20 protein-coding genes and 1 rRNA gene are annotated in these 24,462 nt (G+C 73.0%); 5 read left to right on the top strand and 16 right to left on the bottom strand.

The features are described 5' to 3' along the window. Nucleotides 1-400: 400 nt before the first annotated feature. The 4 genes from ald to ACZ62B_RS31445 form a co-directional block, all read right to left on the bottom strand. Nucleotides 401-1,516, bottom strand: coding sequence for an alanine dehydrogenase (ald, locus tag ACZ62B_RS31460; protein WP_468723333.1), 1,116 nt, complete (start codon nt 1,514-1,516; stop codon nt 401-403). Between the two features lie 145 nt (nt 1,517-1,661). Beyond that, the gene (locus tag ACZ62B_RS31455; protein ID WP_344561608.1) at nt 1,662-3,722 is read right to left on the bottom strand and encodes a tetratricopeptide repeat protein; all 2,061 of its coding nucleotides are present in this window, start codon (nt 3,720-3,722) and stop codon (nt 1,662-1,664) included. 245 nt (nt 3,723-3,967) lie between these two features. Further along, on the bottom strand, nt 3,968-4,594 hold the full coding sequence (locus ACZ62B_RS31450; RefSeq protein ID WP_468885135.1) for an NUDIX domain-containing protein: 627 nt from the start codon (nt 4,592-4,594) through the stop codon (nt 3,968-3,970). 119 nt (nt 4,595-4,713) lie between these two features. Then, nucleotides 4,714-6,363 carry a CTP synthase gene (locus ACZ62B_RS31445; RefSeq protein WP_073933525.1) on the bottom strand — a complete coding sequence of 550 codons (1,650 nt, stop codon included), beginning with the start codon at nt 6,361-6,363 and terminating at the stop codon, nt 4,714-4,716. Between the two features lie 461 nt (nt 6,364-6,824). Here ACZ62B_RS31445 and ACZ62B_RS31440 point away from each other — a divergent pair, with 461 nt between their 5' ends. Beyond that, complete coding sequence (locus tag ACZ62B_RS31440; RefSeq protein WP_344561643.1) at nt 6,825-8,627, top strand: glycoside hydrolase family 15 protein; 1,803 nt, start codon at nt 6,825-6,827, stop codon at nt 8,625-8,627. Between the two features lie 72 nt (nt 8,628-8,699). On the opposite strand, the gene ACZ62B_RS31435 is transcribed toward ACZ62B_RS31440, so the two are convergent. Further along, complete coding sequence (locus tag ACZ62B_RS31435; RefSeq protein WP_469692967.1) at nt 8,700-9,656, bottom strand: LLM class F420-dependent oxidoreductase; 957 nt, start codon at nt 9,654-9,656, stop codon at nt 8,700-8,702. Between the two features lie 74 nt (nt 9,657-9,730). Here ACZ62B_RS31435 and ACZ62B_RS31430 point away from each other — a divergent pair, with 74 nt between their 5' ends. Continuing rightward, the gene (locus tag ACZ62B_RS31430) at nt 9,731-11,362 is read left to right on the top strand and encodes a PucR family transcriptional regulator (RefSeq protein WP_469692965.1); all 1,632 of its coding nucleotides are present in this window, start codon (nt 9,731-9,733) and stop codon (nt 11,360-11,362) included. Nucleotides 11,363-11,378: 16 nt separating this feature from the next. Here the strand turns inward: ACZ62B_RS31430 and ACZ62B_RS31425 are convergent, their stop codons facing one another. From ACZ62B_RS31425 to ACZ62B_RS31405, 5 genes are all read right to left on the bottom strand, one after another. Continuing rightward, nucleotides 11,379-12,497 carry a glycosyltransferase family 4 protein gene (locus tag ACZ62B_RS31425; RefSeq protein WP_469692963.1) on the bottom strand — a complete coding sequence of 373 codons (1,119 nt, stop codon included), beginning with the start codon at nt 12,495-12,497 and terminating at the stop codon, nt 11,379-11,381. A gap of 188 nt (nt 12,498-12,685) precedes the next feature. Next, nucleotides 12,686-14,404: a DNA repair protein RecN gene (recN, locus tag ACZ62B_RS31420; RefSeq protein WP_344561648.1), complete on the bottom strand. Its 1,719-nt coding sequence runs from the start codon at nt 14,402-14,404 to the stop codon at nt 12,686-12,688. A gap of 164 nt (nt 14,405-14,568) precedes the next feature. Beyond that, on the bottom strand, nt 14,569-15,474 hold the full coding sequence (locus ACZ62B_RS31415; protein ID WP_344561619.1) for an NAD kinase: 906 nt from the start codon (nt 15,472-15,474) through the stop codon (nt 14,569-14,571). Further along, nucleotides 15,471-16,286 (bottom strand): TlyA family RNA methyltransferase, encoded by an 816-nt coding sequence (locus tag ACZ62B_RS31410; protein ID WP_344561621.1) that lies wholly within the window; start codon nt 16,284-16,286, stop codon nt 15,471-15,473. The genes ACZ62B_RS31415 and ACZ62B_RS31410 overlap by 4 nt, the downstream gene beginning before the upstream one ends. A 7-nt stretch (nt 16,287-16,293) precedes the next feature. Then, a complete protein-coding gene (locus tag ACZ62B_RS31405) occupies nt 16,294-16,569 on the bottom strand; it encodes a hypothetical protein (protein ID WP_344561622.1) in 276 nt (91 codons plus the stop codon). A gap of 42 nt (nt 16,570-16,611) precedes the next feature. Between ACZ62B_RS31405 and ACZ62B_RS31400 the strand changes: the two genes are divergently transcribed. Then, a complete protein-coding gene (locus tag ACZ62B_RS31400; protein WP_344561623.1) occupies nt 16,612-16,959 on the top strand; it encodes a sterol-binding protein in 348 nt (115 codons plus the stop codon). Here ACZ62B_RS31400 and ACZ62B_RS31395 read toward each other — a convergent pair. From ACZ62B_RS31395 to ACZ62B_RS31380, 4 genes are all read right to left on the bottom strand, one after another. Next, nucleotides 16,943-17,824, bottom strand: a complete 882-nt coding sequence (locus ACZ62B_RS31395; RefSeq protein WP_469692961.1) for an ABC transporter ATP-binding protein — start codon at nt 17,822-17,824, stop codon at nt 16,943-16,945. The two genes, ACZ62B_RS31400 and ACZ62B_RS31395, sit on opposite strands and share 17 nt — an antisense overlap. Next, the gene (locus ACZ62B_RS31390) at nt 17,821-18,858 is read right to left on the bottom strand and encodes a FecCD family ABC transporter permease (protein WP_073933514.1); all 1,038 of its coding nucleotides are present in this window, start codon (nt 18,856-18,858) and stop codon (nt 17,821-17,823) included. The genes ACZ62B_RS31395 and ACZ62B_RS31390 overlap by 4 nt, the downstream gene beginning before the upstream one ends. Then, entirely contained in the window at nt 18,855-19,898 is a 1,044-nt protein-coding gene (locus ACZ62B_RS31385) for a FecCD family ABC transporter permease (RefSeq protein WP_344561625.1), read from the bottom strand. The genes ACZ62B_RS31390 and ACZ62B_RS31385 overlap by 4 nt, the downstream gene beginning before the upstream one ends. 72 nt (nt 19,899-19,970) lie before the next feature. Further along, on the bottom strand, nt 19,971-20,999 hold the full coding sequence (locus ACZ62B_RS31380) for an HAD hydrolase-like protein (RefSeq protein WP_468723174.1): 1,029 nt from the start codon (nt 20,997-20,999) through the stop codon (nt 19,971-19,973). Between the two features lie 72 nt (nt 21,000-21,071). Between ACZ62B_RS31380 and ACZ62B_RS31375 the strand changes: the two genes are divergently transcribed. After that, nucleotides 21,072-22,379 carry a DUF1015 domain-containing protein gene (locus ACZ62B_RS31375; RefSeq protein ID WP_469692959.1) on the top strand — a complete coding sequence of 436 codons (1,308 nt, stop codon included), beginning with the start codon at nt 21,072-21,074 and terminating at the stop codon, nt 22,377-22,379. Nucleotides 22,380-22,442: 63 nt separating this feature from the next. Here the strand turns inward: ACZ62B_RS31375 and ACZ62B_RS31370 are convergent, their stop codons facing one another. Beyond that, entirely contained in the window at nt 22,443-23,177 is a 735-nt protein-coding gene (locus ACZ62B_RS31370; RefSeq protein WP_344561650.1) for a tetratricopeptide repeat protein, read from the bottom strand. A gap of 60 nt (nt 23,178-23,237) precedes the next feature. Between ACZ62B_RS31370 and ACZ62B_RS31365 the strand changes: the two genes are divergently transcribed. Beyond that, a complete protein-coding gene (locus ACZ62B_RS31365; protein ID WP_469693043.1) occupies nt 23,238-24,284 on the top strand; it encodes a hypothetical protein in 1,047 nt (348 codons plus the stop codon). A gap of 85 nt (nt 24,285-24,369) precedes the next feature. Here ACZ62B_RS31365 and rrf read toward each other — a convergent pair. Continuing rightward, nucleotides 24,370-24,462 (bottom strand): 5S ribosomal RNA (gene rrf, locus ACZ62B_RS31360); the annotation flags it as partial.

Below are 24,462 nucleotides of genomic sequence, written 5' to 3'. Positions count from 1 at the left end.
ACCCCCGGGAGTAAATGTCGACTCATTCACAAGTCGTCTTACCTCCTTGGTGACCAGGAAACTTCTAGACAGGTCAGCGTGGCACCATGCCGACGATTGGCGACTCTATGGCGTGTCGGCCGTCCGCAGCAACACAATCCGCCGGACCCGGCCCGATGTGTCGGCAATGAAACATCCCTCTGTCAAGGGCGTACGGCCGTCGCACGGCAGGTTTCACGGGTGTGCGAATCGGTAGAAGGGTTACGTTCGAGGCGAGTTGCCCCGGAAACAGGAAGTGACCATACACACATCCGGCCGGACCTTGTCGGGCAAGGTCCGGCCGGGTACGTGACGTTGACGACGGAAGTTGACGTATCGCCTTTGCCGACGGACGACTTGGTCGACTTACCGTCCTGGAGGCTCAGCCGAGCAGCGAGGCGAGCTCGACGTGCTCCATGCCGTGGGCCTCGGCGACCTCCTTGTAAACGACCTTGCCGTCATGCGTGTTGAGACCCTTGGCGAGCGCGGGGTCGCGGCGCAGCGCCTCCACCCAGCCCCGGTCGGCGAGTTCGACGATGTACGGCAGCGTGGCGTTGGTCAGCGCGTAGGTGGAGGTGTTGGGCACCGCGCCGGGCATGTTGGCGACGCAGTAGAACACCGACTCGTGCACCTTGAAGGTCGGCTCGGCGTGCGTGGTCGGGTGGGAGTCCTCGAAGCAGCCGCCCTGGTCGATCGCGATGTCGACAAGGACACTTCCGGCCTTCATGCGCGAGACCAGCTCGTTGGTGACCAGCTTCGGGGCCTTGGCACCGGGGACCAGCACCGCGCCGATCACGAGGTCGGCCTCCAGACAGGCCTTCTCCAGCTCGAAGGCGTTGGAGACGACGGTCTGGATCTTCGTGCCGAAGACCTTGTCCGCTTCCTTGAGCTTGTTGATGTCCTTGTCGAGCAGGGTCACGTGGAAGCCCATGCCGATGGCGATCTGCGCGGCGTTCCAGCCGGAGACGCCGCCGCCGATGACGACGGCCTTGCCGGCCAGCACGCCGGGGACGCCGCCGGGCAGCACGCCGCGGCCGCCGTGGGCGCGCATCAGGTGGTAGGCGCCGACCTGGGTGGACAGCCGGCCCGCGACCTCGGACATGGGCGCGAGCAGCGGCAGGGCGCGGTTGGCCAGCTCGACCGTCTCGTAGGCGATGGCGGTGGTGCCGGACTCCAGGAGGGCGTCCGTGCACTCCTTGGAGGCGGCCAGGTGCAGGTAGGTGAAGAGGGTCTGGTCCTTGCGCAGGCGGTGGTACTCCTCCGCGATGGGCTCCTTGACCTTCAGCAGCAGGTCGGCGGCGGCCCAGACCTCGTCGGCGGTGTCCAGGATCTGCCCCCCGGCGGCGATGTACTCGCCGTCCGGGATCGAGGAGCCGACACCGGCGCCGCGCTCGATGACGACCTGGTGGCCGTGGCGCACCAGCTCGTGCACGCCGGCGGGGGTGATGGCCACCCGGAACTCGTTGTTCTTGACTTCGCGGGGGATGCCGACCTTCACGTGGATCACGGTCCTTGGCTCAGAGGGTATGGGGGTATTGCTGCACATACCCGGGCACGCATGGGCACACCGGGAGAGACCGCAGGAGATGGCGCGGCAGAGCCAGTCTAATGAAGGTGTTCCCGCTGTCTAGCCTTTCATTGCTTCAATCTTCAGCGGATGGGCTACGGATTTCGTAGGCGTTAGCTCCGTGTTCCGGCTCGGAGTCGTCATCCAGGGCCTCTTCTGCCAGCATGCGCTCGGCCGTGCCCCGGTGCAGCGCGGCCGACGCGGGGTCGCCGAGGTGCCCGTAGGAGTCCGCCAGCCGCAGGTGCAGCGCGGCCTGCAGGCGGGTGTCCTCGGCCCGGCGCGCCCACTCCACGGCCTCCCGGCAGGTGCGCAGCGACTCCTCGAGCCGGCCCGCGTACTCCTGCACCCGGGCCAGTTCGCTCAGGGCCCGTGCCTGTGCGGCCACGTCCCCGTGCCTGCGGTGTCCGGCGACGGCCGCGCGCCAGGCGCGCAGCGCCTCGCCGTAGCGGCCGGCGTAGGTGTGGGCGGCGCCGATACGGCCGTAGAGCCGGGCCGCGTCCTCGCCCTCGCCACGGGCCAGCCGCTCGGCCAGGGCGCGGCCGAACCAGTCGGCGGCCCGGTCGTAGTCCCCGAGTTCCAGATGGGCGCCGCCCACGGATTCCATCGCGCGGCCGGTCGCGTACGGGTCGTTCGCCTCGCGTCCGGCGTCCAGCGCGGCCCGGTAGCGCCCCAGGGCGTCGGCGGTGCGGCCGGTACGGGCGTCGAGGTCGCCGAGGTTCAGCAGGGCCGCCGCCCGCTCGCGGGGCAGGTCCCGGCGCTCGGCGACGTCGAGGACCAGGCCGTGGATGTCGTACAGGTCGCTCGCGGCGGCCTGGGTGCCGAAGTGCGCCACCATGGCCCGCACGAGCTGGGACATCAGGCGCCGGGCGAGGGTGTCCAGCTCCCCGTCGGCGACCGCGAGCCGCGCGGAGGCCAGCAGGGCGGGGCGGCGCACGCGCAGCCAGTCGGCGGCGGCCCGCGGGCCGGGAAAGCGCAGGGAGCTCGGCATTTCGAGGAGCTTCTCGCGCGCCCGGGGGCTGTCGGTCTCGGTGATGGCCCGGCACGACTGGAGCAGCCGTACGGTCCGCTCCAGCATCCGGGCGCGGGCCAGCCGCAGCTCGGCGGGCCGCTCGTGGTCCTCGGCGAGGGCGCTGAGCAGGGGCTGCAGACAGCAGGGCACCTCGTACTGGGGCAGCGGTGAGCCGTCCACCGGGTGCAGCAGGCCGTGGGCGGCGAAGTCGTCCAGAGTGGCGCGGGCGGACTCCACCGAGCAGCCGGCGAGGGCGGCGGCGGTGTGCGGGTCGACCAGACCGGCCGGGGCGAGGCTGAGCAGCCGCAGCGTGCGGGCGGCCGACGCGGGCAGCGCGGCGTGCACGAGCCGCAGGACACGGCTGACGACGGTGTCCTGGCCGGGGTCCGTGTGCAGTTGCTTGGCGAGGTCGGCGACGGCGGCCTTGGGCCGGGCGGCGAGCCAGCCCCCGGCCAGCACCAGGGCGGCCGGCTGGCCCTGGCACTGCTCGGCGAGCCGCTCGGCGGCCCGGGGGTCGACCGTGATGCGCACCTCCCCGGTGAACCGGGACAGCACCTCCACCGCGGACTTGGTGTCGAGGCCGCCGAGGGTGCAGGGGCGGACGTCCGCGATGCCGGTCAGCGGCCCCGAGGAGACGGCGACGGCCAGGCAGTCCGGGTTGTCCGGCAGCAGCGCGTCGACCTGCCCGGCGTCGGCCGCGTCGTCCAGCAGGAGCAGCACCCGGCGGTCGGCCAGCGCGGTGCGCAGCGCCTCGCTGAGCTCGTCCTCGGCGGCCCCGGCCGGGGCGGGCGCCGCCAGCGCGTCGAGCAGTTCCCGCGCGGCGCGCTCGACGGGCACGCGCGTGCCGTCGGGTTCGCTCAGCCGGGCGCGCAGCACGCCGTCGGGGTAGCGGTCGGCGACCTGGCGCACGAGTTCCCCGGCGAGGGCGCTGCGGCCCGATCCGGGCCGGCCGGCGATGAGCAGGACGCGCGCGCGGGGCGCTTTGCGGCCGGAGAGGGTATCCAGTCCCGCGCGCTCGATGTCGGCGCGCAACTCCTTCAACTCCCTCGTACGGCCCAGGAATCGACCCTCGTCGGCGACGTCCCGAAGGAGCCGCGCACCGTCTGGGTCCACCGCCTGATCCGTCACGGGCCTCACTCCCGTCCCACCGCGCGCGCAAGCCCGCCGGGGCTCCGGACCGGGCGTTTTCCAGAGCCTAGTTCACGCTCCGCGACGTTCCGTGAGGAGCACGGCGTCGGGGCGGGACTCCCCCCGATCGGATCAACCGATCGTAGGACTGTCACCTCTTCCTGTCCCCGGCCCCCGGGGGCGGAGCCCCGGGGGGCCGGGGCGGGGAGGAGCGGCGGGGGCGATCAAGGGCGCCCCCGTCGGCGTCACGCCTCGAACGGCCGCGCCGGCCACGGCGCCTGAGCCGGACGCAGCGCGTCCAGGCCGTCCCCGGCCCGCGCGGCGACCAGCGAGAGGACGCCCACCACCAGACAGTTGTTGTGCAGCTCGCCGGCGAGCACGCCGCGCACCAGCTCCTCGGCCGGGACCCGGGCCAGCTCCATGTCGGCCTCCTCGTCCTCGACCTCGAAGCGCTCGCCCTCGGCCTCGGAGAGCCCCCGCGCGAGGAAGATCCGTACGGCCTCGTCGCAGCCGCCGGGCGTGGTGTAGACGTCGGTCAGCACCCGCCAGTCCTCCGCCTTGACGTGCGCCTCCTCGTACAGCTCGCGCTGGGCGGCGTGCAGCGGGTTCTCGCCGGGCACGTCGAGCAGGCCGGCCGGGATCTCCCACAGCTTGTGGCGCACGGGGTGGCGGTACTGGCGCAGCACCAGCACCCGGTCGGCGTCGTCGAGGGCGAGGACGGCCACGGACCCGGGGTGGACCTGGTAGTCGCGGTGGACCACGGTCCCGTCGGGCATGACCACGTCGTCGGTGCGGACGGAGGTCTTGTTGCCCACGAACGGGGTCCCGGTCCCGCGGACCTCCCACTCTTCCGGGGTGTCCTTGATCGTCATGGCTGTCCTTCCCGACGTACGGCGGCCGTGCGCGTGCCGTGCGTGAACATGTGCGAAAAAGTGGCCGGGGCGCGCACCTTTCGAAGGTTCGCGCCCCGGCAACCGTACAACCGGGTGTGTTACTTCGAGATCTTCCGCTCGACCGCGGCCTTCACCAGGCCCGCGAAGAGCGGGTGCGGACGGGTCGGACGCGAGCGCAGCTCCGGGTGCGCCTGGGTCGCGACCAGGTACGGGTGGACCTCGCGCGGGTACTCGACGTACTCGACGAGCTTGCCGTCCGGGGAGGTGCCGGAGAAGACGATGCCCGCCTTCTTCTCCAGCTCCGCGCGGTAGGCGTTGTTCACCTCGTAGCGGTGCCGGTGCCGCTCCTCCACGTACTCCTTGCCGTCGTACACCTCGCGCACGATGGAGCCCTCGGCCAGCTTCGCCGGGTACATGCCGAGCCGCATGGTGCCGCCCATGTCGCCCTCACCGGCGACGATGTCCATCTGCTCGGCCATGGTGGAGATCACCGGGTGGGCGGTGCCCGGGTCGAACTCGGTGGAGTTGGCGTCGGAGACGTCCGCGAGGCTGCGCGCGGCCTCGATCACGATGCACTGCAGGCCGAGGCACAGGCCCAGCAGCGGGATGCGGTTCTCGCGGGCGTACTTGATCGCGCCGACCTTGCCGAGCACGCCGCGGTCGCCGAAGCCGCCGGGGATGCAGATGGCGTCGACGTCGCCGAGCTGCGCCTGGGCGCCGGCCGGGGTCTTGCAGTCGTCGGAGGTGACCCACTTGATCTTCACGCGGGCCTTGTTGGCGAAGCCGCCCGCGCGCAGCGCCTCGGTGACCGAGAGGTAGGCGTCGGGCAGGTCGATGTACTTGCCGACCAGGGCCATGACGATCTCGTGCTCGGGGTTGTGGACGCGGTCGAGCAGGTCGTCCCAGGTCGTCCAGTCCACGTCCCGGAACGGCAGGTCGAGCTTGCGCACGACATAGGCGTCCAGGCCCTCGGAGTGCACGACCTTCGGGATGTCGTAGATCGAGCGGGCGTCGGGGCAGGCCACCACGGCGGCCTCGTCCACGTCGCACATCAGCGAGATCTTCCGCTTGATCGCGGTGGGCACCTCGCGGTCGCAGCGCAGCACGATCGCGTCCGGCTGGATACCGATGTTGCGCAGCGCGGCGACCGAGTGCTGGGTCGGCTTCGTCTTCAGCTCACCCGAGGGACCGATGTACGGCAGGAGCGAGATGTGCACCACGAACACGTTGTCCCGGCCGACCTCGTGCCGGACCTGGCGGACGGTCTCCAGGAACGGCAGCGACTCGATGTCGCCGACCGTGCCGCCGACCTCCGTGATCACCACGTCGACCTCGTCGGTCGCCATGCGGCGGATGCGGTGCTTGATCTCGTTGGTGATGTGCGGGATGACCTGCACGGTGTCGCCCAGGTACTCGCCGCGCCGCTCCTTGGCGATCACCGTCGAGTAGACCTGGCCGGTGGTGACGTTGGCCGAGCCGTCCAGGTCGCGGTCGAGGAACCGCTCGTAGTGGCCGATGTCCAGGTCGGTCTCGGCGCCGTCGTTGGTGACGAACACCTCACCGTGCTGGAAGGGGTTCATCGTCCCCGGGTCGACGTTGAGGTAAGGGTCGAGCTTCTGCATCACGACGCGCAGACCCCGGGCCTTGAGCAGCATGCCCAGGCTGGAGGCGGTGAGCCCCTTGCCGAGCGAGGAGGCGACACCCCCGGTGACGAAGATGTGCTTGGTCGTCGAAGATTTGGGCGGCATGGCCAAGAGGGGGCTCCCGTGGTCGCGTCGTGTGGGTGCGGTTCCGGGGTTCTCTGGCCCACCGGTCCACGGGCTACCAGCGTATCAGCGCCGCGCGGGGATGGCGCCCGGCCACGCTCCGCGCACGCGCCGCCACGGCCGAGTACCGCACACGGGACCCTCACCCGTTGGTCACTCGTTCGGCGGAGCCCGGTTGTCCGGAGCGGCACACAGATCATCTACGTGCGTCGTATCCTGCTCGGACACTCGCTGCCGAGCCCGGCCGGCCGAACGGCACCACCCCCGCCCGTGACCTCCGGAACAACGTGAGCTCGTCAGTTCGTTGAGCAGAGATGGCGCTTTGCATGCAAGGCTGGGCGACTGTTTTGCTTCACAGCTCAACGACGCAATTCAAGACCCCTTGACCGCACCAAGCGACAGCCCCCTTGAGGGGTGACGTGGCCGTTCGACTGGAGTTGCACGTGGCCGGGCGCATCGAAGACTACGCACTCATCGGAGACATGCAGACCGCCGCCCTGGTCTGCCGGGACGGCACGGTGGACTGGCTGTGCCTGCCCCGTTTCGACTCCCATGCCATCTTCGCCGGCCTGCTGGGCACCGAGGAGCACGGCTTCTGGCGGCTGGGCCCCGCGCACGCCGCCGACGCCGAACCGCCCACGGCGACCCGACGCGGCTACCGCGGCGACTCGCTGATCCTGGAGTCGGAGTGGGACACCCCGCGCGGCACGGTCCGGGTGACGGACTTCATGCCCCCGCGCGACGGCGCCCCGCAGCTCATCCGGATCGTGGAGGGCGTCTCGGGCCGGGTGCCGATGCGCTCGGCGCTGCGGATGCGGTTCTCCTACGGCAGGATCGTCCCGTGGGTGCACCGGCACGAGGGGCGCACGGTCGCCGTCGCGGGCCCGGACTCCGTGTGGTTCGACACCTCCGTGCAGACCTACGGCGAGTCGCTGACCACGTACGCGGACTTCACCGTCTCGCCGGGCGAGCGGATCGCGTTCACCGTCTCCTGGGAGCCCTCGCACAAGCAGCCGCCGCCGCTGCCGGAGCCGGAGCAGTCGCTGGAGGCGACCGAGGACTTCTGGCGCGAGTGGGTGGACCACTGTACGTACCACGGCCCCTACCGCGAGGCCGTGATCCGCTCCCTGATCACGCTCAAGGCCCTGACGTACGCCCCGACCGGCGGCATCGTGGCCGCGCCCACCACCTCCCTGCCGGAGGACATCGGCGGCGTCCGCAACTGGGACTACCGCTACACCTGGCTGCGGGACGCGGCGATCACCCTGTCGTCGCTGCTGCGCACCGGCTACCGCGAGGAGGCCCGCGCCTGGCGCGAGTGGCTGCTCCGCGCGGTGGCGGGCGACCCGGAGAACCTGCAGATCATGTACGGCATCGCCGGTGAGCGCGAGCTCGGCGAGGCGGAGCTGGACTGGCTGCCCGGCTACGAGGACTCCGCCCCGGTCCGGGTGGGCAACGGCGCGGCGCACCAGCTCCAGCTCGATGTGTACGGCGAGGTCACCGAGGCCCTGCACCTGGCCCACATGACCGGTCTGGCCCGCAACGACTACGCCTCGCTGCTCCAGATCAAGCTGATCCGCTACCTGGAGAAGCACTGGCAGGAGCCGGACGAGGGCATCTGGGAGGTGCGCGGTCCGCGCCGCCACTTCGTGCACTCCAAGGTGATGGCCTGGGTCGCCGTCGACCGCACCATCAAGCTGATCGAGTCCGGCGACGCCGACGGCCCGCTGGAGGAGTGGAAGCGGCTGCGCGACGACATCCACCGGGACGTGTGCGAGAAGGGCTACGACAAGGAGCGCAACACCTTCACGCAGTCCTACGGCTCGAAGGTGCTGGACGCCTCCCTGCTGCTGATCCCGCAGATGGGCTTCCTGCCGCCGGACGACAAGCGGGTGATCGGCACCATCGAGGCGATCCAGCGCGAGCTGTCCACGTCCGACGGCTTCATCCTGCGCTACCCGACCGAGGGGGAGCACGAGGGCGTCGACGGTCTGCCGGGCGACGAGGGCGCGTTCCTCGCCTGCTCGTTCTGGATGGCGGACGACCTGGCGATGATCGGCCGGGTCGACGAGGCGCGGAAGCTCTTCGAGAAGCTGCTCTCCCTGCGCAACGACCTCGGCCTGCTGGCGGAGGAGTGGGACCCGCGTCTGAAGCGCCAGGTCGGCAACTTCCCGCAGGCCTTCAGTCACGTCCCCCTCATCGACACGGCCCTGCGGCTGACGGCCTCGGGGGCGTACGGGGGCTGAGGCCCGCGCGTTCCGGAACACCCGGCGGTGCCTCCCGCGCCCGCCGGGACGGCCGGCCGGCAGTCGTCGCCGCTAGCCCGGCGCGAGCGCCGTCAGGGTGCGTTCGCCGTCGGGGTCGCCCGCCGTGGCCGGGACCAGGGCGATCTCGTCCAGGCCGGCCGCCGCGTAGGCGTCCATGCGGGCCCGTACGGTGTCGGGGGTGCCGATCAGGCCGACCGTGGCCGCGGCCTCGACCGGCAGGGCCCGGAGCAGCGTGTCGGCGTCGGCACCCGTACGGGCCAGGTCGACGGCCTCGCCGAAGCCCGCCGCCGCGAACATCTCGCGGTAGCCGGGCACGGTGAGGTAGCCGACGACGCTGCGCAGGATCTGGGTGAGCGAGGCGGGCTCGGGGTCGACGGCGGCGGGCACCCAGGCGGCCAGCCTCGGCGGGGTGCGGCCGGCCCGCCCGGCCGCGTCGAGCAGCTTGGCGCGCAGGACGCGGACCTGTTCCGGGGAGACCACGTCGAGGAGCATCCGGTCGGCGTGCGCGGCGGCCGTGGCGATCGCCCGGTCGCCGAACGCGGCCACCGTGAGCGGACCGCCGGGCGGCCGCTGCCGGCGCCGGAACCCGCTGCCGGGCACGACCGGCTCGCTGGGCTTCCCGTGCAGCAGCACCCGCAGGGCGGCGGCCGTCTCCTCCATCCGGGCCGCGGGACGGACCCGGGGCCGGTCGTGCACGCCCTCGACGACCCGCTTGCTGGACGTGCCCAGCGCCACCCCCACCGGACGCCCGGTGACCGCCGCCGTCGAGGCGGCGCCCCGCGCGAGGCTGTACGCGTCGCGCACCGACACCGCCACCGGACCGGCGGTCAGGGCGATCCCGCCGGTGGCCCGCCCGACCGCCGTGGCCAGCACGAACGCGTCCCAGGTCGGCCCCTCGCCGAGCCACACCTCGCTGTATCCGAGCCGGTCGGCGACCACCGCCACCCGCAACGGCTCGTCGACGGGCCTGTCGTCCTCGCGCGCCGCGGCGACCACACTGATGTCCATGATCGCGCCCTACCCCTTCGACGCCGTGCGAACCCCGGCTGTCCGGGCGACATCCGCGCAGGTAGCGTCCCCGTATGGACAGCGGATACGACACCCGGGGCGCCGGGATCACCGTGCGGCGGGCGCTGGAGCTGCCCGGGCTGCGCAGTGGACTGCCGGAGACCGTGGCGGGCGCCGACCGGCTGGGGCGCACGGTGCGCTGGGTGCACGCCGGTGAGGTGCCCAACATCGCCTCGCTGCTCAAGGGCGGCGAGCTGCTGCTGACCACCGGGTACGGGCTCGGCACCCGCCCCGCCGACCAGCGGGCGTTCGTGCGCACGCTGGCCGAGCGGGGCATCGCGGCCCTCGTCGTCGAGCTGGGCCCGCGCTTCTCCCGGCTGCCCGCCGCCCTCGTCGACTCGGCCAGGTCGGCGGGGCTGCCGCTGGTCCAGCTGCACCGCGAGGTGCCGTTCGTGGCGGTCACCGAGGAGATCCACACCGAGATCGTCAACGGGCACTACGCGCTGCTGCAACGCGCGGAGGAGGTGCACCGCCGGTGCACCGAGGCGCTGCTGGGCGGCGGCGGGGTCCCGCAGGTGCTGGAGATCCTCGCCGGGTTCACCGGCAACCCGGTGTTCCTGGAGACGACCGACGGCCGGCTGCTGTACGCGGCCGGTGAGGGGCCCGAGGGCGCGGACCCGCTCCAGGTGTGGGAGGGGCTGCGCGACCGGCACCAGGACGACCCGCCGGCCGGTTCGGCGCTCGTGGACGTGCCCGGTGGCGGTCCCGGCAGCGGCGGCGTACGGGCGCGGCTGGTGCTGCTTCCGGTGCGCAGCGCGCCGGAACCGGTGCACCGCATGGCGGCCGAGCGGGCGGCCGGCCTGCTCGCCGTGGTGCTGATGCAGGCGCGCCAGGAGGAGGAGCTGGCGGCGCGGGGGCGCGGGGACTTCCTCACCGACCTCGCCGAGGGCCGTGTCGGCGCGGCGGACGCGCCCGCGCAGGCGCGCGTGCTGGGCTTCAAGCCGGGGGCCGGACCGCTGCTGCCGGTGGTGATGCGGCTCGGCGACGCGCTGTCCCCGCAGGGCGGCGGCTGGGCGGTGCTGGCCCGCGCGGTGGGCGAGGAACTGGCCTCGCTCGGGGTGCCCGTCCTGCTGGGTGTGCGGCCGGTGGAGGGGCGGGTGCCGCTGCTGCTGGGGCTCCGCGCGGAGGCCGAACGGCCGACGGTCGCGGACCGGGTGGCGGCTGCGCTGCGGGCGGGCGTGGAGCGGGCGGGGATGCTGCGGCCCGGGGGCCGGCCGCCCGTCGTGGTGGTCGGGCCGGCCGGCGGCTGGGCGACGGCGTCCACGGGCCTGCGGCACGCGGCGGAGACGGCGACGGCGGCGCAGGGGCTGCCGGACCGCCCCTGGTACGACGCCCGGCGGCTGGACATCGACCTGCTGCTGTGGCGGCTGCGCGACCACCCGGACCTGGCGGACTTCGTGGACCGCGCGATCGGTCCGGTGCTGGACCACGACCGCCGCTCCAAGCCGCCCCTGCTTCCCACCCTGGAGACCTACCTGGCGCACGCCGGGCGCAAGGCGGAGACGGCCCGCGAACTCCACCTGAACCGGCAGACCCTCTACAACAGGCTCGCCCGCATAGGCGAGTTGCTGTCCACCGACCTCGACGACCCGCACACGGCCCTGGCCCTGGGCCTGGCCCTGCGCGCCCGACGGCACGTCCCCTGACCCGGCGGCCGTCGCCTCAGAGTGGTCTGAGCTGTGTCAACTCGTCGTACACGCTCAGCACTTGGGCGACCGTCTCGTCCTCGGTCGGCCAGGTGGCGGCCTGCCGCACCCCGCGTTCCCTGAGGAGCTCCCGGCGGTCGGGATCGTCCAGCAGCCGTACGACGGCGTCCGCGAGCGCCCGCGCGTTGCCGTACGGGACGAGTTCGGCGGCGTCGCCGACGAGTTCGGGGACGCCGCCCACCTCGGTCGCGACGAGCGGCACGCGCGCCTGGAGGGCCTCCTGGGCGAGCGGGGAGCGCGACTCCCACCGGCTCGGCAGCAGCGCGATGTCGGCGGCGGCCAGCAGATCGGTGACGTCGTCGCGCCGGCCGATGAGCCGGACCGGCAGCTCCTCCTCCTCGATCCTGCGCTGGAGTTCGCCGCGCAGCGGCCCCTCCCCCGCGAGCACCACCAGCGGTACGGGATCGAGGCGCCGCCACGCGTGTGCGGCGTCCAGCAGGACGTCGTAGCCCCGGTGCCGTTCGAGGGAGCCGACGGCGATGAGCAACGGGCGGCCGATGGCGCCGAGTTCGGCCCGGACCTTGGGCCGCAGCCGGTCGGGGTCGTCCGGCACCGGGGAGGTGCGGGGCCCGGGGAGGGACACGGCGGCCAGCCGGGCGTCCCGCGCGCCCGTGCGGCGCGCCCGGTCGACGAGGGCGGAGGTCGTCCCGAGCACCACGGTGGCCGCCTTGACGACCCGCCGCTCCAGCACGCGCAGGAAGTGGGCGCGCGGGCCGTCGGCGTGCGCCCGGTCGTGCCAGGTGACGATGAGCGGGGTACGCCGTCCGCTCAGGGCGAGCACCGTGCGGAAGGAGGCGTGCAGCCCGTGCGCGTGGACCAGGTCGGCGCCCGTGCAGGCGGCGCGGAGCGCGGCCACCGACCCCGGGTCGCTGCTGCGCGGCACGTGCACGTGGTCGGCGCCGACGCCGGTGAAGTCGTAGGTGTGATCCGCCTCGACGGGGGCGCACACCGTGACCCGCACGCCCCTGGCGACGAGCCCCGCGGCCAGCGAGCGCACATGGGCGCTGCTGGCGGCGTTGCCACCGCCCAGCACCTGCACGGTGCGCAGCGGTGAGTGGCTGCTCACGGGGGTCACGTGGCCGGGCTCCTGGTTCGGTTCGTGCGGTCCCGAAGAACGTACGGAAGGATCGGGCGACGTCCTCGTCGTACTCCGTCAAGGATGCCAGGCCGTACGGCCGTTCCGGCGACACCGACGTAACAGGCCCGAGTCCGCACAGAACAACATGTCACCCACACGAGTGACGGAACCTCACCCTCCTCCGGCTACACGTCCGCCCGGGCCGTCGCCAGCAGCTCCTCCGCGTGGGCCCGGGCCGTCTCGGAGTCCTCCTGGCCGGCGAGCATGCGGGAGAGTTCGCGGATGCGGTCCTCGCCTTCGAGCACCTTCACCCCGGACCGGGTGACCGAGCCGTCGTTGGTCTTCTCCACCAGCAGCTGCCGGTCGGCGAACGCGGCCACCTGCGGCAGATGCGTGACGACCACGACCTGCGCGGTCTTCGCCAGCTTCGCGAGCCGCCGGCCGATCTCGACCGCCGCCTTGCCGCCGACACCGGCGTCGACCTCGTCGAAGAGGTACGTCGGCACCGGGTCCGTGCCCGCGAACACCACCTCCACGGCCAGCATCACGCGCGACAGCTCACCACCCGACGCGCCCTTGGCGATGGGCCGGGGCGGCGCCCCCGGATGCGGGGCGAGCAGCAGCTCCACCTCGTCCACGCCCGACGGCCCGTAGGCCACCGTGCGCCCGTCCACCTCGACGCCCTCCGGGTCCTCGGTCTGCCGGATGTCGAACGACACGCGCGCGTGCGGCATGGCGAGCGAGGCCAGCTCGGCGGTGACCGCCGACGCGAACCGCTCGGCCGCCTCCGTCCGCGCGTCCGTCAGCTCCTGCGCCAGGGCGCCCAGCTCCGCGCGGAGCGCGTCACGCTCGGCGGTCAGCTCCCCGATCCGCTCGTCGTCGCCGTCCAGTTCGGTCAGCCGCGCGGCACCCTGCTCGGCCCACGCCAGCACCGACGCGATGTCCTCGCCGTACTTCCGGGTCAGCGCGGTGAGCGCGGCCCGCCGCTCCTCCACCGCCGCCAGCCGCAGCGGATCGGCGTCCAGGTCGTCGGCGTACCCCGCCAGCTCCCCGGCCACGTCGCGCAGCAGGATGCCGACCTCCCCGATCCGGTCGGTCAGCGCGGCCAGCGCCGGATCGTGCGCCCGTACGGCCTCCAGGGCCCGCTGGGCGCCCGCGACGAGCGTCCCGGCGTCCACACCCTCGGGGTCCTCCGGATTGCCCGCGAGCGCGGCGTGCGCGACCGCGGCGGCGGACGCCAGCGCCTCGGCGTGCCCGAGCCGCTCGGCCTCCTCCGCCAGCTCCGCGTCCTCGCCCGCGCGGGGCTCCACGGCGGCGATCTCCTCCAGCCCGAAGCGCAGCAGGTCGGCCTCCTGGGCCCGCTCACGCGCACGCGTGGTGATCTGCTCCAGTTCCGCGGCCACGGCCCGCAGCCGCTTGTACGCCTCGCCGTACTTGCCGAGCGGCACGGCGACCGCGTACCCGGCGTACCGGTCGAGCGCCTGCCGCTGCCGGGACAGCTTCAGCAGCCCCTGCTGGTCGGTCTGCCCGTGCACGGCCACCAGGTCGTCGGCGAGCTCGGCGAGCAGCCCCACGGGCACGCTCCGCCCGCCCAGGTGCGCCCGTGACCGCCCCTCGGCGGAAACGGTCCGGCTGACCAGCAGCGTCCCGTCGTCCAGCTCGGCCCCGGCCTCCTCGGCCCGTACGACGGCCGCGGCGCCCTCGGGCACGGCGATCCGTCCCTCGACCACCGCGTTCCGCGCGCCGATCCGCACCAGGGCCGCATCCGCCCGTCCACCCAGCAGCAGGCCCAGGCTGGTGACCACCATGGTCTTGCCCGCACCCGTCTCACCGGTGACGGCGGTGAAGCCGGGCGACAGCTCGACAACAGCATCGTCGATGACCCCGAGCGACCGTATCCGCATCTCCTCAAGCACGCACACGACCTTACGAGGTCCGAGCCAAGGAGTGCGACCGCCCCGCCTGTGTCACCCACGGGAGTGGACACCCTCAGGGGCGCGGGGAACTGCGCGACAAGCCACGAATCACCCGCAGCCGCCCACGCTCCGGAACCACCCCATCGAGACGGCTAATGCGGCGCACCCCGCCACCCGGACACGGGCAACGCGAACTTCGCGACCAGCCGGTCGGTGAACGAAGCATGGTGCAACCGTGCCAGCCTCACCGGCACAGCCCCCCGCCGCACCTCCACCCGGGCGCCCGCCGGCAGCTCGACGGTCCGCCGCCCGTCGCACCACAGCACCCCCGGAGGGACGTGCGGCAGCATTTCCACCGCCAGCACCGAGTCCGGCGAGGTCACCAACGGCTTGGCGAACAGCGCGTGCGCCGAGATCGGCACCATCAGCAGCGCCTCGACCTCGGGCCACACCACGGGCCCGCCCGCGGAGAACGCGTACGCCGTCGAACCCGTCGGCGTGGCACACACGATCCCGTCGCAGCCGAACCCGGTGACCGGCCGTCCGTCGATCTCCAGGACGACCTCCAGCATCCGCTCGGCGGACACCTTCTGCACGGCCGCCTCGTTCAGCGCCCAGTCCGTGTGCACGATGTCGCCGTTGCGGTGCACGACGACGTCGACGGTCATCCGCTCCTCGACCTCGTAGGCGCGGCTCACCACCCGGTCGACGACCTTGTCGAGGTCGTCCCGCTCGGCCTCGGCGAGGAACCCGACCCGCCCGAGGTTGACGCCCAGCATGGGCACCCCGGAGGCGCGGGCGAACTCGGCGCCGCGCAGCAGCGTGCCGTCACCGCCCAGCACGATCAGCAGCTCGCAGTCGTCCAGGCACTGCGGGGTGGCCTCCTTGACGGTCTCCACGTCGTCCGGGAGCGGCAGGTCGCGGGCCTCGTCCTCCAGGACCCGTACCCCGAGACCGGAGCGCAGCAGGCCCTTGACCACGAGCTCGGCGCTGCGGATGGCCGCGGGCCGCCCGGTGTGGGCCAGCAGGAAAACAGTACGAGCTCGGTTCTGTGTCAACGCGGCCCCTCCGCCACAGCACGGTCAACATCGGCCGGGTCCAGTTCCGGAGCCCCGGCCCGCAACCACAGGAAGTATTCGACATTCCCGGAGGGTCCGGGCAGCGGACTCGCCGTCACGCCCTTCGCTCCGAGCCCCAGCTCCCAGGCCCTGTCGGCCACCCCGCGCACGGCCTCGGCGCGCAGTTGCGGGCTGCGGACGACTCCGCCGCTGCCCAGCCGCTCCTTGCCCACCTCGAACTGCGGCTTCACCATCATCACCAGGTCGGCGTCCGGCTTCACGCACCGCTTCAGGGCGGGCAGCACCAGTCCGAGCGGGATGAAGGACAGATCCCCCACGACAAGATCCACAGGCTCCCCATCGATGACCTCGAGCGTCAACTCCCGCACGTTCGTACGGTCCTTGACGGTGACGCGTTCATCATTGCGGAGAGACCAGGCGAGTTGTCCGTATCCGACGTCCACGGCGACCACGTGCGCGGCCCCGGCCCGCAGCAGGACGTCGGTGAAGCCGCCGGTGGAGGCGCCGGCGTCGAGCGCCCGCCGCCCCTCGACGACCAGCCCCAGCGGCACGAAGGCGTCGAGGGCGCCGGCCAGCTTGTGGCCGCCGCGCGAGACGTAGTCCGGATCGCCCGCGTCCTCGACGACGACGATCGCGGCGGCGGTCTCCACCTGTGTGGCGGGCTTGGTCGCGACCGTCTTGCCGACACTGACCCGCCCGGCGGCGATCAGCTGGCTGGCGTGCTCACGCGAGCGCGCGAGCTTACGGCGGACCAGCTCCGCGTCGAGACGGCGGCGTGCGACTCCTGCCACGTTCGGTTCAGCTCCTGTGTTCGGGTACCGGTGGGGGCGCCGGGGGTCCCGGGCGGGCGTCGAGCGCGGTGAGCGCGTCGCGCAGCCCCCGGTGTACATCCTCGTACACCTCGGCGTGGCCGTCCGTGGTGAGGTGGTCGGCGTCGGCCAGCCGCGCCACGTGGGCGTCGACCTCGGGGTGCCCGGTGGGGGCGCGCGGCACGTCCAGGGGCGCGGGGGCGGCGGGGTCGTCGCCCCGGGGCATCGCCTGCTCGGGCTCCGCCTCCGGCACTGCGTCGTTCATGCCCCGACGCTACCGCGAACGTCCGGTGTACCGTCGTCCGCGATGGCCACGATCGAGGAGTGCCGTACCGCACTCGACAAGCTTTCGGACAACATGGCGAGCGCCGAGGGGGACGTCCGCGCGGCCGTGGCGATGGACCGTTCGGTCAGCTGCCACATCACCGACCTGGACGTGACCTTCGCCGGCCGGCTCACCGGCGGCCGGATCGAGGTGCACGAGACGTTCCCCGGCCCGCCGCGCGCGAGGGCACAGATACGGCTCGCGATGACGGGCGACGACCTGCTGGCCCTGGTCGACGGCGAACTGCACTTCGCCAGGGCCTGGGGTTCGGGCCGGGTGCGTCTCGAGGCGGGTCTGCGCGACCTGTTCCACCTCAGGAAGCTTCTGTAGCGACCGCCTCCCGCGCCGTGCCCTTCGCCCGCGCGGTGCGGGCCGCCGGCACCACCAGCGGGGTGCCCGTCTCGGGATCGTCGATGACCTGGCAGCGCAGTCCGAAGACCTCCTCGACCAGATCGGCGGTGACGATGTCCTTCGGGGCGCCCTGGGCGATGACCTTCCCCCCGCGCAGGGCGATGAGGTGGGTGGCGTACCGGGCTGCGTGGTTGAGGTCGTGCAGGACGGCGACGAGGGTGCGCCCCTGTTCCTCGTGCAGGTCCGCGCAGAGGTCGAGCACGTCGATCTGGTGCTGGATGTCGAGGAACGTGGTCGGCTCGTCGAGCAGCAGCAGCGGGGTCTGCTGGGCCAGCGCCATGGCGATCCACACGCGCTGCCGCTGACCGCCGGAGAGCTCGTCGACGTAGCGTTCCGCCAGCTCGGCGACGCCGGTGCGGGCCATCGACTCCTGGACGACGCGCTCGTCCTCGTCGGACCACTGGCGCAGCAGGCCCTGGTGCGGGTAGCGGCCGCGGCCCACCAGGTCGCCGACGGTGATGCCGTCGGGCGCGATGGACGACTGGGGCAGCAGGCCGAGGGTGCGGGCGACCTTCTTGGCCGGCATCGACTGGATGACCTGCCCGTCGAGCAGGACCCGCCCCTCGCTCGGCTTGAGCATCCGCGACAGCGCCCGCAGCAGCGTCGACTTGCCGCACGCGTTGGGGCCGACGATCACGGTGAAGGAGTTGTCCGGTATCTCCACCGACAGCTGTTCGGCGATGACCCGCTGGTCGTAGGCCAGGGTGACGTTCTCGGCGGACAGTCGGTTCACGGTGCTCCTTCGATGGTTCGTCCCGCTGCCGGTGATGGTGCCGGCGCTCATATCCGGCCCGCCTTGCGCTCGGTGACCAGCAGCCACAGCAGATAGACACCGCCGAGCACGCCGGTGACCACGCCCACGGGCAGCTGCTCGGCGCCGAACGCCCGCTGCGACACCCAGTCGGCGGTGACCAGGAGGGCGGCGCCCATGCACAGCGACGCGGCCAGGTTGGGGCCGGGCGAGCGGGTCAGCCGCCGGGCGAGCTGGGGCGCGGTGAGCGCGACGAAGGTGACCGGTCCGGCGGCGGCGGTCGCGGACGCGGTGAGCAGGACGGCCGACAGCATCAGCAGCAGCCGTACGCGCTCCACGCGCACGCCGAGGGCGTACGACACGTCGTCGCCCATCTCCATCATCCGCAGGCCGCGCGAGTTGGCCAGAACCAGCGGTACGAGGACGGCGCACAGGGCGAGCAGCGGCCAGACCTGGTCCCAGTCCCGGCCGTCGAGGGATCCGGTCATCCACACCACCGCGCGGGCCGCGTCGACGATGTCGGACTTGGTGAGCAGATAGCCGTTGACCGCCGTGACGATCGCCGAGACGCCGATGCCGACCAGGACCAGCCGGTATCCGTGCACGCCCCGCTTCCAGGCGAGCGCGTAGATGGCGAACCCGGTCACCAGTCCGCCGGCGAGCGCGCCGAGGGCGACCTGGTTGGCGGTCCCGGAGAACAGCACGATCACCGTGAGGGCGCCGGCCGTCGCCCCCTGTCCGAGGCCGAGCACGTCCGGGCTGCCCAGCGGGTTGCGGGAGACGGACTGGAACAGCGCGCCGCCGAGCCCGAGGGAGGCGCCGACGAGCAGCCCGACCAGGACCCGGGGCAGCCTGAGTTCGGTGACGATGAACTCCTGGCCGGCGTTGCCCTCGCCGACGAGGGTCTTGAGCACGTCTCCGGCGGGGATCGGGAAGTCGCCGGTGCCGATCAGCACCACGCTCGCGGTGAGCGCCGCGAGGAGGAGCAGGACGACGACGGTGAGGGCGCGCACGTCCAGCCGGACCGAGAGGCCGCCGGGAGTGCGCACCGCGCGGTTGGTCTTCACAGCTGGGCCGTCCTCCGCCGTCGTACGAGAAAGATGAAGACCGGGCCGCCGAGGATCGCGGTGACGATGCCGACCTGGAGTTCGGCGGGCCGGGCCACGATCCGGCCGATGACGTCGGCGCCGAGCAGCAGCACGGGCGACAGGATCGCGGCGTACGGCAGGATCCAGCGCAGGTCGGGTCCGGTGAAGGAGCGCACGATGTGCGGCACCATCAGGCCGACGAAGACGATGGGCCCGCAGGCGGCGGTCGCGGCCCCGCACAGCACGGTCGCGGCGAGCATGGACAGCGCGCGGGTGCGGTTGAGGTTGGCGCCGAGGGCCTTGGCGGTGTCGTCGCCCATGGCCATGGCGTTGAGCGGCCGGGCGAGCGCCAGCGCCAGGACGGAACCGGCGAACAGGAACGGCAGCACCTGGACGACGGTCGAATCGGTCCCCGAGGCCAGTGAACCCACCGTCCAGAAACGCATCCTGCCGAGCGCCGCGTCGTCGAGGATCATGACGGCCTGGAGATAGCCGAACAGCGCCGCGCTGATGGCCGTACCGGCGAGCACCAGCCGCACCGGTGTCGCGCCCCGGCTGCCGCCGAGGAACCACACCAGCGCGCCGACGGCCGCCGCGCCGAAGAAGGCGAACCACACGTATCCGGACAGCGAGGTGACGCCGAAGAAGGTGATGGCGGTGACGACGGCGGCGGACGCGCCCGCGTTGATGCCGAGCAGTCCGGGGTCGGCCAGCGGGTTGCGGGTGAGCGCCTGCAGAACCGATCCTGCCAGGCCGAGCGCGGCGCCCACGAGCACTCCGAGGACGGTTCGTGACAGCCTGTCGGCCACGACGACGTCGCCGTAGGTGCCCGAGTCCTCGAACAGGCCGTGCCAGACCTGCTCCAGGGACAGCTCCTTCGCCCCGATCGCGATGCTCGCCAGCGCGACGAGCACCAGGATCACGACGGAGAGGAGCAGCCCGAGGACGCGTATCGCCCGGCGGTTCGGGGGCGCGGGGGCGGTCTCCGCGCGCTGTTCGGGGGGACTCTCGACCAACACGTGGTTAGGTTAGCCTACCCTGCCATCCGGTCGTGATCCCGAGGTCCGGCTTCCCCGGCGGCGCGGGGCACTTCACCAACCCAGTCGTGCCAGCGCCTTCCCGCCGTCCAGCCCGCACACGCCGTCCCCGGCCGCCGTCCACGCCGCCGCGCACAGTGCGCGCAGCCCGTCCAGCGCGCCTCCGTCGCCCTCCAGTTCCAGCTCCCCGGTCCCGGCCGTCGCCGTCCAGCCACCGCACCGGAACCCGTCGCCCGTCCCGACGACCTCCGGCTGCCCGGTGAGCATCCCGCGCAGATCGGCGTCGACGTACGTCGGCCGGTGCCGCGGCGGCGCGGCGAGCAGCCGCGCGCCGTCCGTCACCCCGGTCAGCACCAGCAGCGAGTCCACCTCGCCGTTGAACGCGCCCTCGATGTCCGTGTCCAGCCGGTCCCCCACCACCAACGGCCGCTCCGCGCCCGTCCGCAGGATCGTCTCCCGGTGCATCGGCGGCAGCGGCTTGCCCGCGACCTGCGGCTCGGCGCCCGTGGCGATCCGTACGACCTCCACCGCCGCGCCGTTGCCCGGGGCGATGCCCCGGCCGCTGGGGATCGTCAGGTCGGTGTTGGACGCGAACCACGGCAGCCCGCGCGCCACGGCGTACGACGCCTCGGCGAACCTCCCCCACGGCAGCTCGGGCCCGCCGTACCCCTGGACGACCGCCACCGGGTCGTCGTCCGCCGACTCCACCGGCACGAGCCCGCGCTCACGCAGCGCCACCCGCAGCCCCTCGCCGCCGATCACCAGCACCCGGGCGCCCTGCGGCACCTGCTCGGCGACCAGCCGCGCGACCGCCTGCGCGGAGGTGATGACGTCACCGGCCTCCGCCGGTATCCCCAGCTCGGTCAGATGAGCGGCCACGACGTCCGGGGTGCGCAGGGCGTTGTTGGTCACGTAGGCGAGACGCATACCGCCCTCGCGGGCCGTGGCCAGCGACTCCACCGCGTGGACGATCGCGTTCCCGCCCGCGTACACCACACCGTCGAGGTCGAGCAGCGCCGTGTCGTACGCCTCGCTCAGGGCCTGCCCACTGCCCTCGGGCCTCGTCCTGACGCTCCGGCTCATTCCGCATCGCTCCTCGTTCGACGGTTTTCCCCCGATCATCCCCCATGCCACCGGCACCCGTACGATGCCGGGATGAACACTGCAGGTCACTCGACGGCAAAGGCGCCCCGGGGCCTGGAACTCACCCCGTTCCGAGGCCTTCGATACGACCCCGACCGGGTCGGCAGCCTGGCCGCCGTGACATCCCCGCCGTACGACGTCGTCGTCCGCCCCGACGGCCTGCACCACCTCCAGTCCGCCGACCCGCACAACATCGTCCGGCTGATCCTCCCCGAGGCCGGCACGCCCGAGGCGCGCAACGCCCAGGCCGCCGACACGCTGCGCCGCTGGCGCGCGGAGGGGATCCTGACCGCCGACCCGGCGCCCTGCCTCTACGTCTACGAGCAGCGCGACGGCGGGGGCCTGGTGCAGCGCGGCATCATCGGCGCGCTGCGCGTCTCCGACCCCGACGAACGGCTGGTCCTGCCGCACGAGGACGTCATGCCGCACATCGTCGCCGACCGCGCGGACCTGATGCGGGCCACCTCCGCCAACCTCGAACCGCTGCTGCTCACCTACCGGGGCGAGGGGAACGACGGAGGCGACGGCTCGGCGACCGTCACGGCCGCCCTGATCGAGCGCGCCGCCGAGCAGCGGCCCCTGCTGGCGACCACCACGGAGGACGGTTTCCACCACCGCCTGTGGTCCGTCACCGACCCCGCCGACCTGACCGCGATCCAACGGGAACTCGCCGGTCACCAGGCCCTCATCGCCGACGGCCACCACCGCTGGGCGACCTACCGCCGCCTCCGCGCGGAGCACCCCTCCCCCGGCCCCTGGGACCACGGCCTGGTGCTCCTGGTCGACACGGCCCGCTACCCCCTGCGGGTGCGCGCCATCCACCGGCTGCTGCCCGACCTGCCCGTCGCGGACGCCTTGGCCTCCCTCGACGGCCTGTTCCGCGTCCGCCGTCTCGACGCACCGCTCGCCGAGGCGATGGACGCGCTGGGCGAGGCGGCCTCGACGGGCAACGCCTTCCTCCTCGCCGGGGACGGCGCCTTCCACCTCGTCGACCGACCGGACCCGGATCTGCTGGCCCGCACCGTCCCGGCGGACCGCCCGGCGGCCTGGCGCACCCTGGACGCGACGGTCCTGCACGCCACGCTCCTCGACCACGTCTGGCGCGTCCCCGACTCCCCCGCCCACATCGCGTACATCCACGACACGGCGGCCACGGTCGAGAAGGCGGAACGCGACGGCGGAACGGCCGTCCTGATGCACCCGGTGCACGAGGACGTCGTCCGCGACCTCGCCCGCCAGGGCGTCACGATGCCGCGCAAGTCGACGTCGTTCGGCCCGAAGCCGGCGTCGGGCCTGGTCCTGCGGGCGCTCGACCTATGACGAAGGGGCGGGTCTCCGCGGAGACCCGCCCCTTCGTGTCCGTTCCGTGCCGTGCCTCGGACGTCAGTCCTTGTCGTCCTCGTTCACGGTGCCGCCGGTCTCGTCCTCGGCCTGGTCCTCGTCGAGGGCGTCCACGAACTCCACGCCGTCCAGCTCGGCCAGCCGGTCGGAGGCGTCCGTGCTGCCGTCCCGGTCGGCCTCCACGGCCTTGGCGAACCACTCCCGTGCCTCGCCGCTCCGGCCGGCGGCGTGCAGCGCGTCGGCGTAGGCGTAGCGCAGCCGCGCGGTCCACGGCTGGACCGAGTTGGACGCCAGCTCGGAGCTCTGCAGCGTCACGATCGCCGCGTCCAGCTGGCCCATGTCACGCCGGGCGCCGGCCGCGACGAGCCGCATCTCGACCTGCCCGGCCTTGTCCAGCTTCTGCACCTCGGGCGCACCGGCCATGTCCAGCGCCTTCTCCGGCCGGCCGAGCCCACGCTCGCAGTCGGCCATGAGGGGCCACAGCTCCACGGTCCCGGTCATCCGCCGCGCGGCCCGGAACTCGGCGAGCGCCTCGGCGTACTTCTGGTTCGCGTACGCGGCGAACCCGGCGGCCTCCCGTACGGCGGCGACACGCGACGCCAGCCGCAGGGCCACCCTGGAGTAGCCGTACGCGCCCTCGGGGTCCTCGTCGATCAGCCGGGCGACCATCACCAGGTTCTTGGCGACGTCCTCCGCGAGCGTCTTGGGCAGGCTCTGCAGCTCCTGCCGTACGTCCTTGTCGATCTCCTCGCCGGTGACGTCCTCGGGGATCGGCAGCCGCTTGATCGGCTCGCGGTCGCGGTCGCGGTCACGGTCCTCACGGAAACGCCCGCCACCGTGCCGGTCGTCCCGTCCACGGAACCCACCGGGCCGCCCGCCGCGGTCGTCACGCCGAGGCCCGCGTCCACCGCGGTCGTCCCGGCCGCGGAAGCCCCCACGGTCGCCGCCCCGGCTGTCCTCGCGCCGGCCGAAACCGCCACGCTCACCGCGGTTGTCGCGGCTGTCGTCACGACGGAACCCACCGCGGTCACCACGGTCGTCGCGGCGGAACGCGGGGCGGTCGTCCCTCCGGTCATCGCGACGGAACGCGGGGCGATCACCACTCCGGTCGTCACGACGGTAGGAGGGGCGGTCACCACGGTCGTCGCGACGGAACGCGGGACGGTCGTCCCTCCGGTCATCGCGACGGAACGTGGGACGGTCACCGCGGTCGTCACGGCGCGGGCCACGGTCACGGTCGCGCTCGTCCCGACGCCCGTACCCACCACCACGGCTGTCGTCACGGCGGCTGTCACGGCTGTCGTCCCGTCGCTCGTCCCTCCGGTCGTCACGACGGAACGCGGGGCGATCACCACTCCGGTCGTCACGACGGTAGGAGGGGCGGTCACCACGGTCGTCACGGCGGAACGCGGGACGGTCGTCCCTCCGGTCATCGCGACGGAAGGAGGGGCGGTCACCACGGTCGTCGCGACGGAACGCGGGACGGTCGTCCCTCCGGTCATCGCGACGGAAGGAGGGGCGGTCACCACGGTCGTCGCGACGGAACGCGGGACGGTCACCGCGGTCGTCACGGCGCGGGCCACGGTCACGGTCGCGCTCGTCCCGACGCCCGTACCCACCACCACGGCTGTCGTCACGGCGGAAACCACCGCGCTGTCCGCCGTCATCGCCTCGTCGGTCATCACGACGGTCGTCGCGACGGAAACCGCCGCGGTCGCGGTCGCGATCTCCGCCTTCACGACGGCCCTGGCCACCGCGGTCGTTGTCGCGACGGAAACCGCCACGATCCCCGCGCTGGCCGCTCCGGCCACCACGGTCACCACTGTCCCGTCGCCTCTGGTCGCGCTCCGGTCGGTCGTCGGGAGAGTTGGTGGACATCGGTGACTCCTGTCTTCGGTACTGCAAGCATAAATAAAAAAGGACCCTTGGTCCCAGCTGAACGCTGGGACCAAGGGTCCTTCCAAAGATTGTTCGGCGGCGTCCTACTCTCCCACAGGGTCCCCCCTGCAGTACCATCGGCGCTGTAAGGCTTAGCTTCCGGGTTCGGAATGTAACCGGGCGT

It is taken from the genome of Streptomyces sp. NPDC053426, assembly GCF_055585405.1.
The sequence above is the reverse complement of the archived record's forward strand: the minus strand, read 5'-3'. Positions and strand labels throughout refer to the sequence as shown.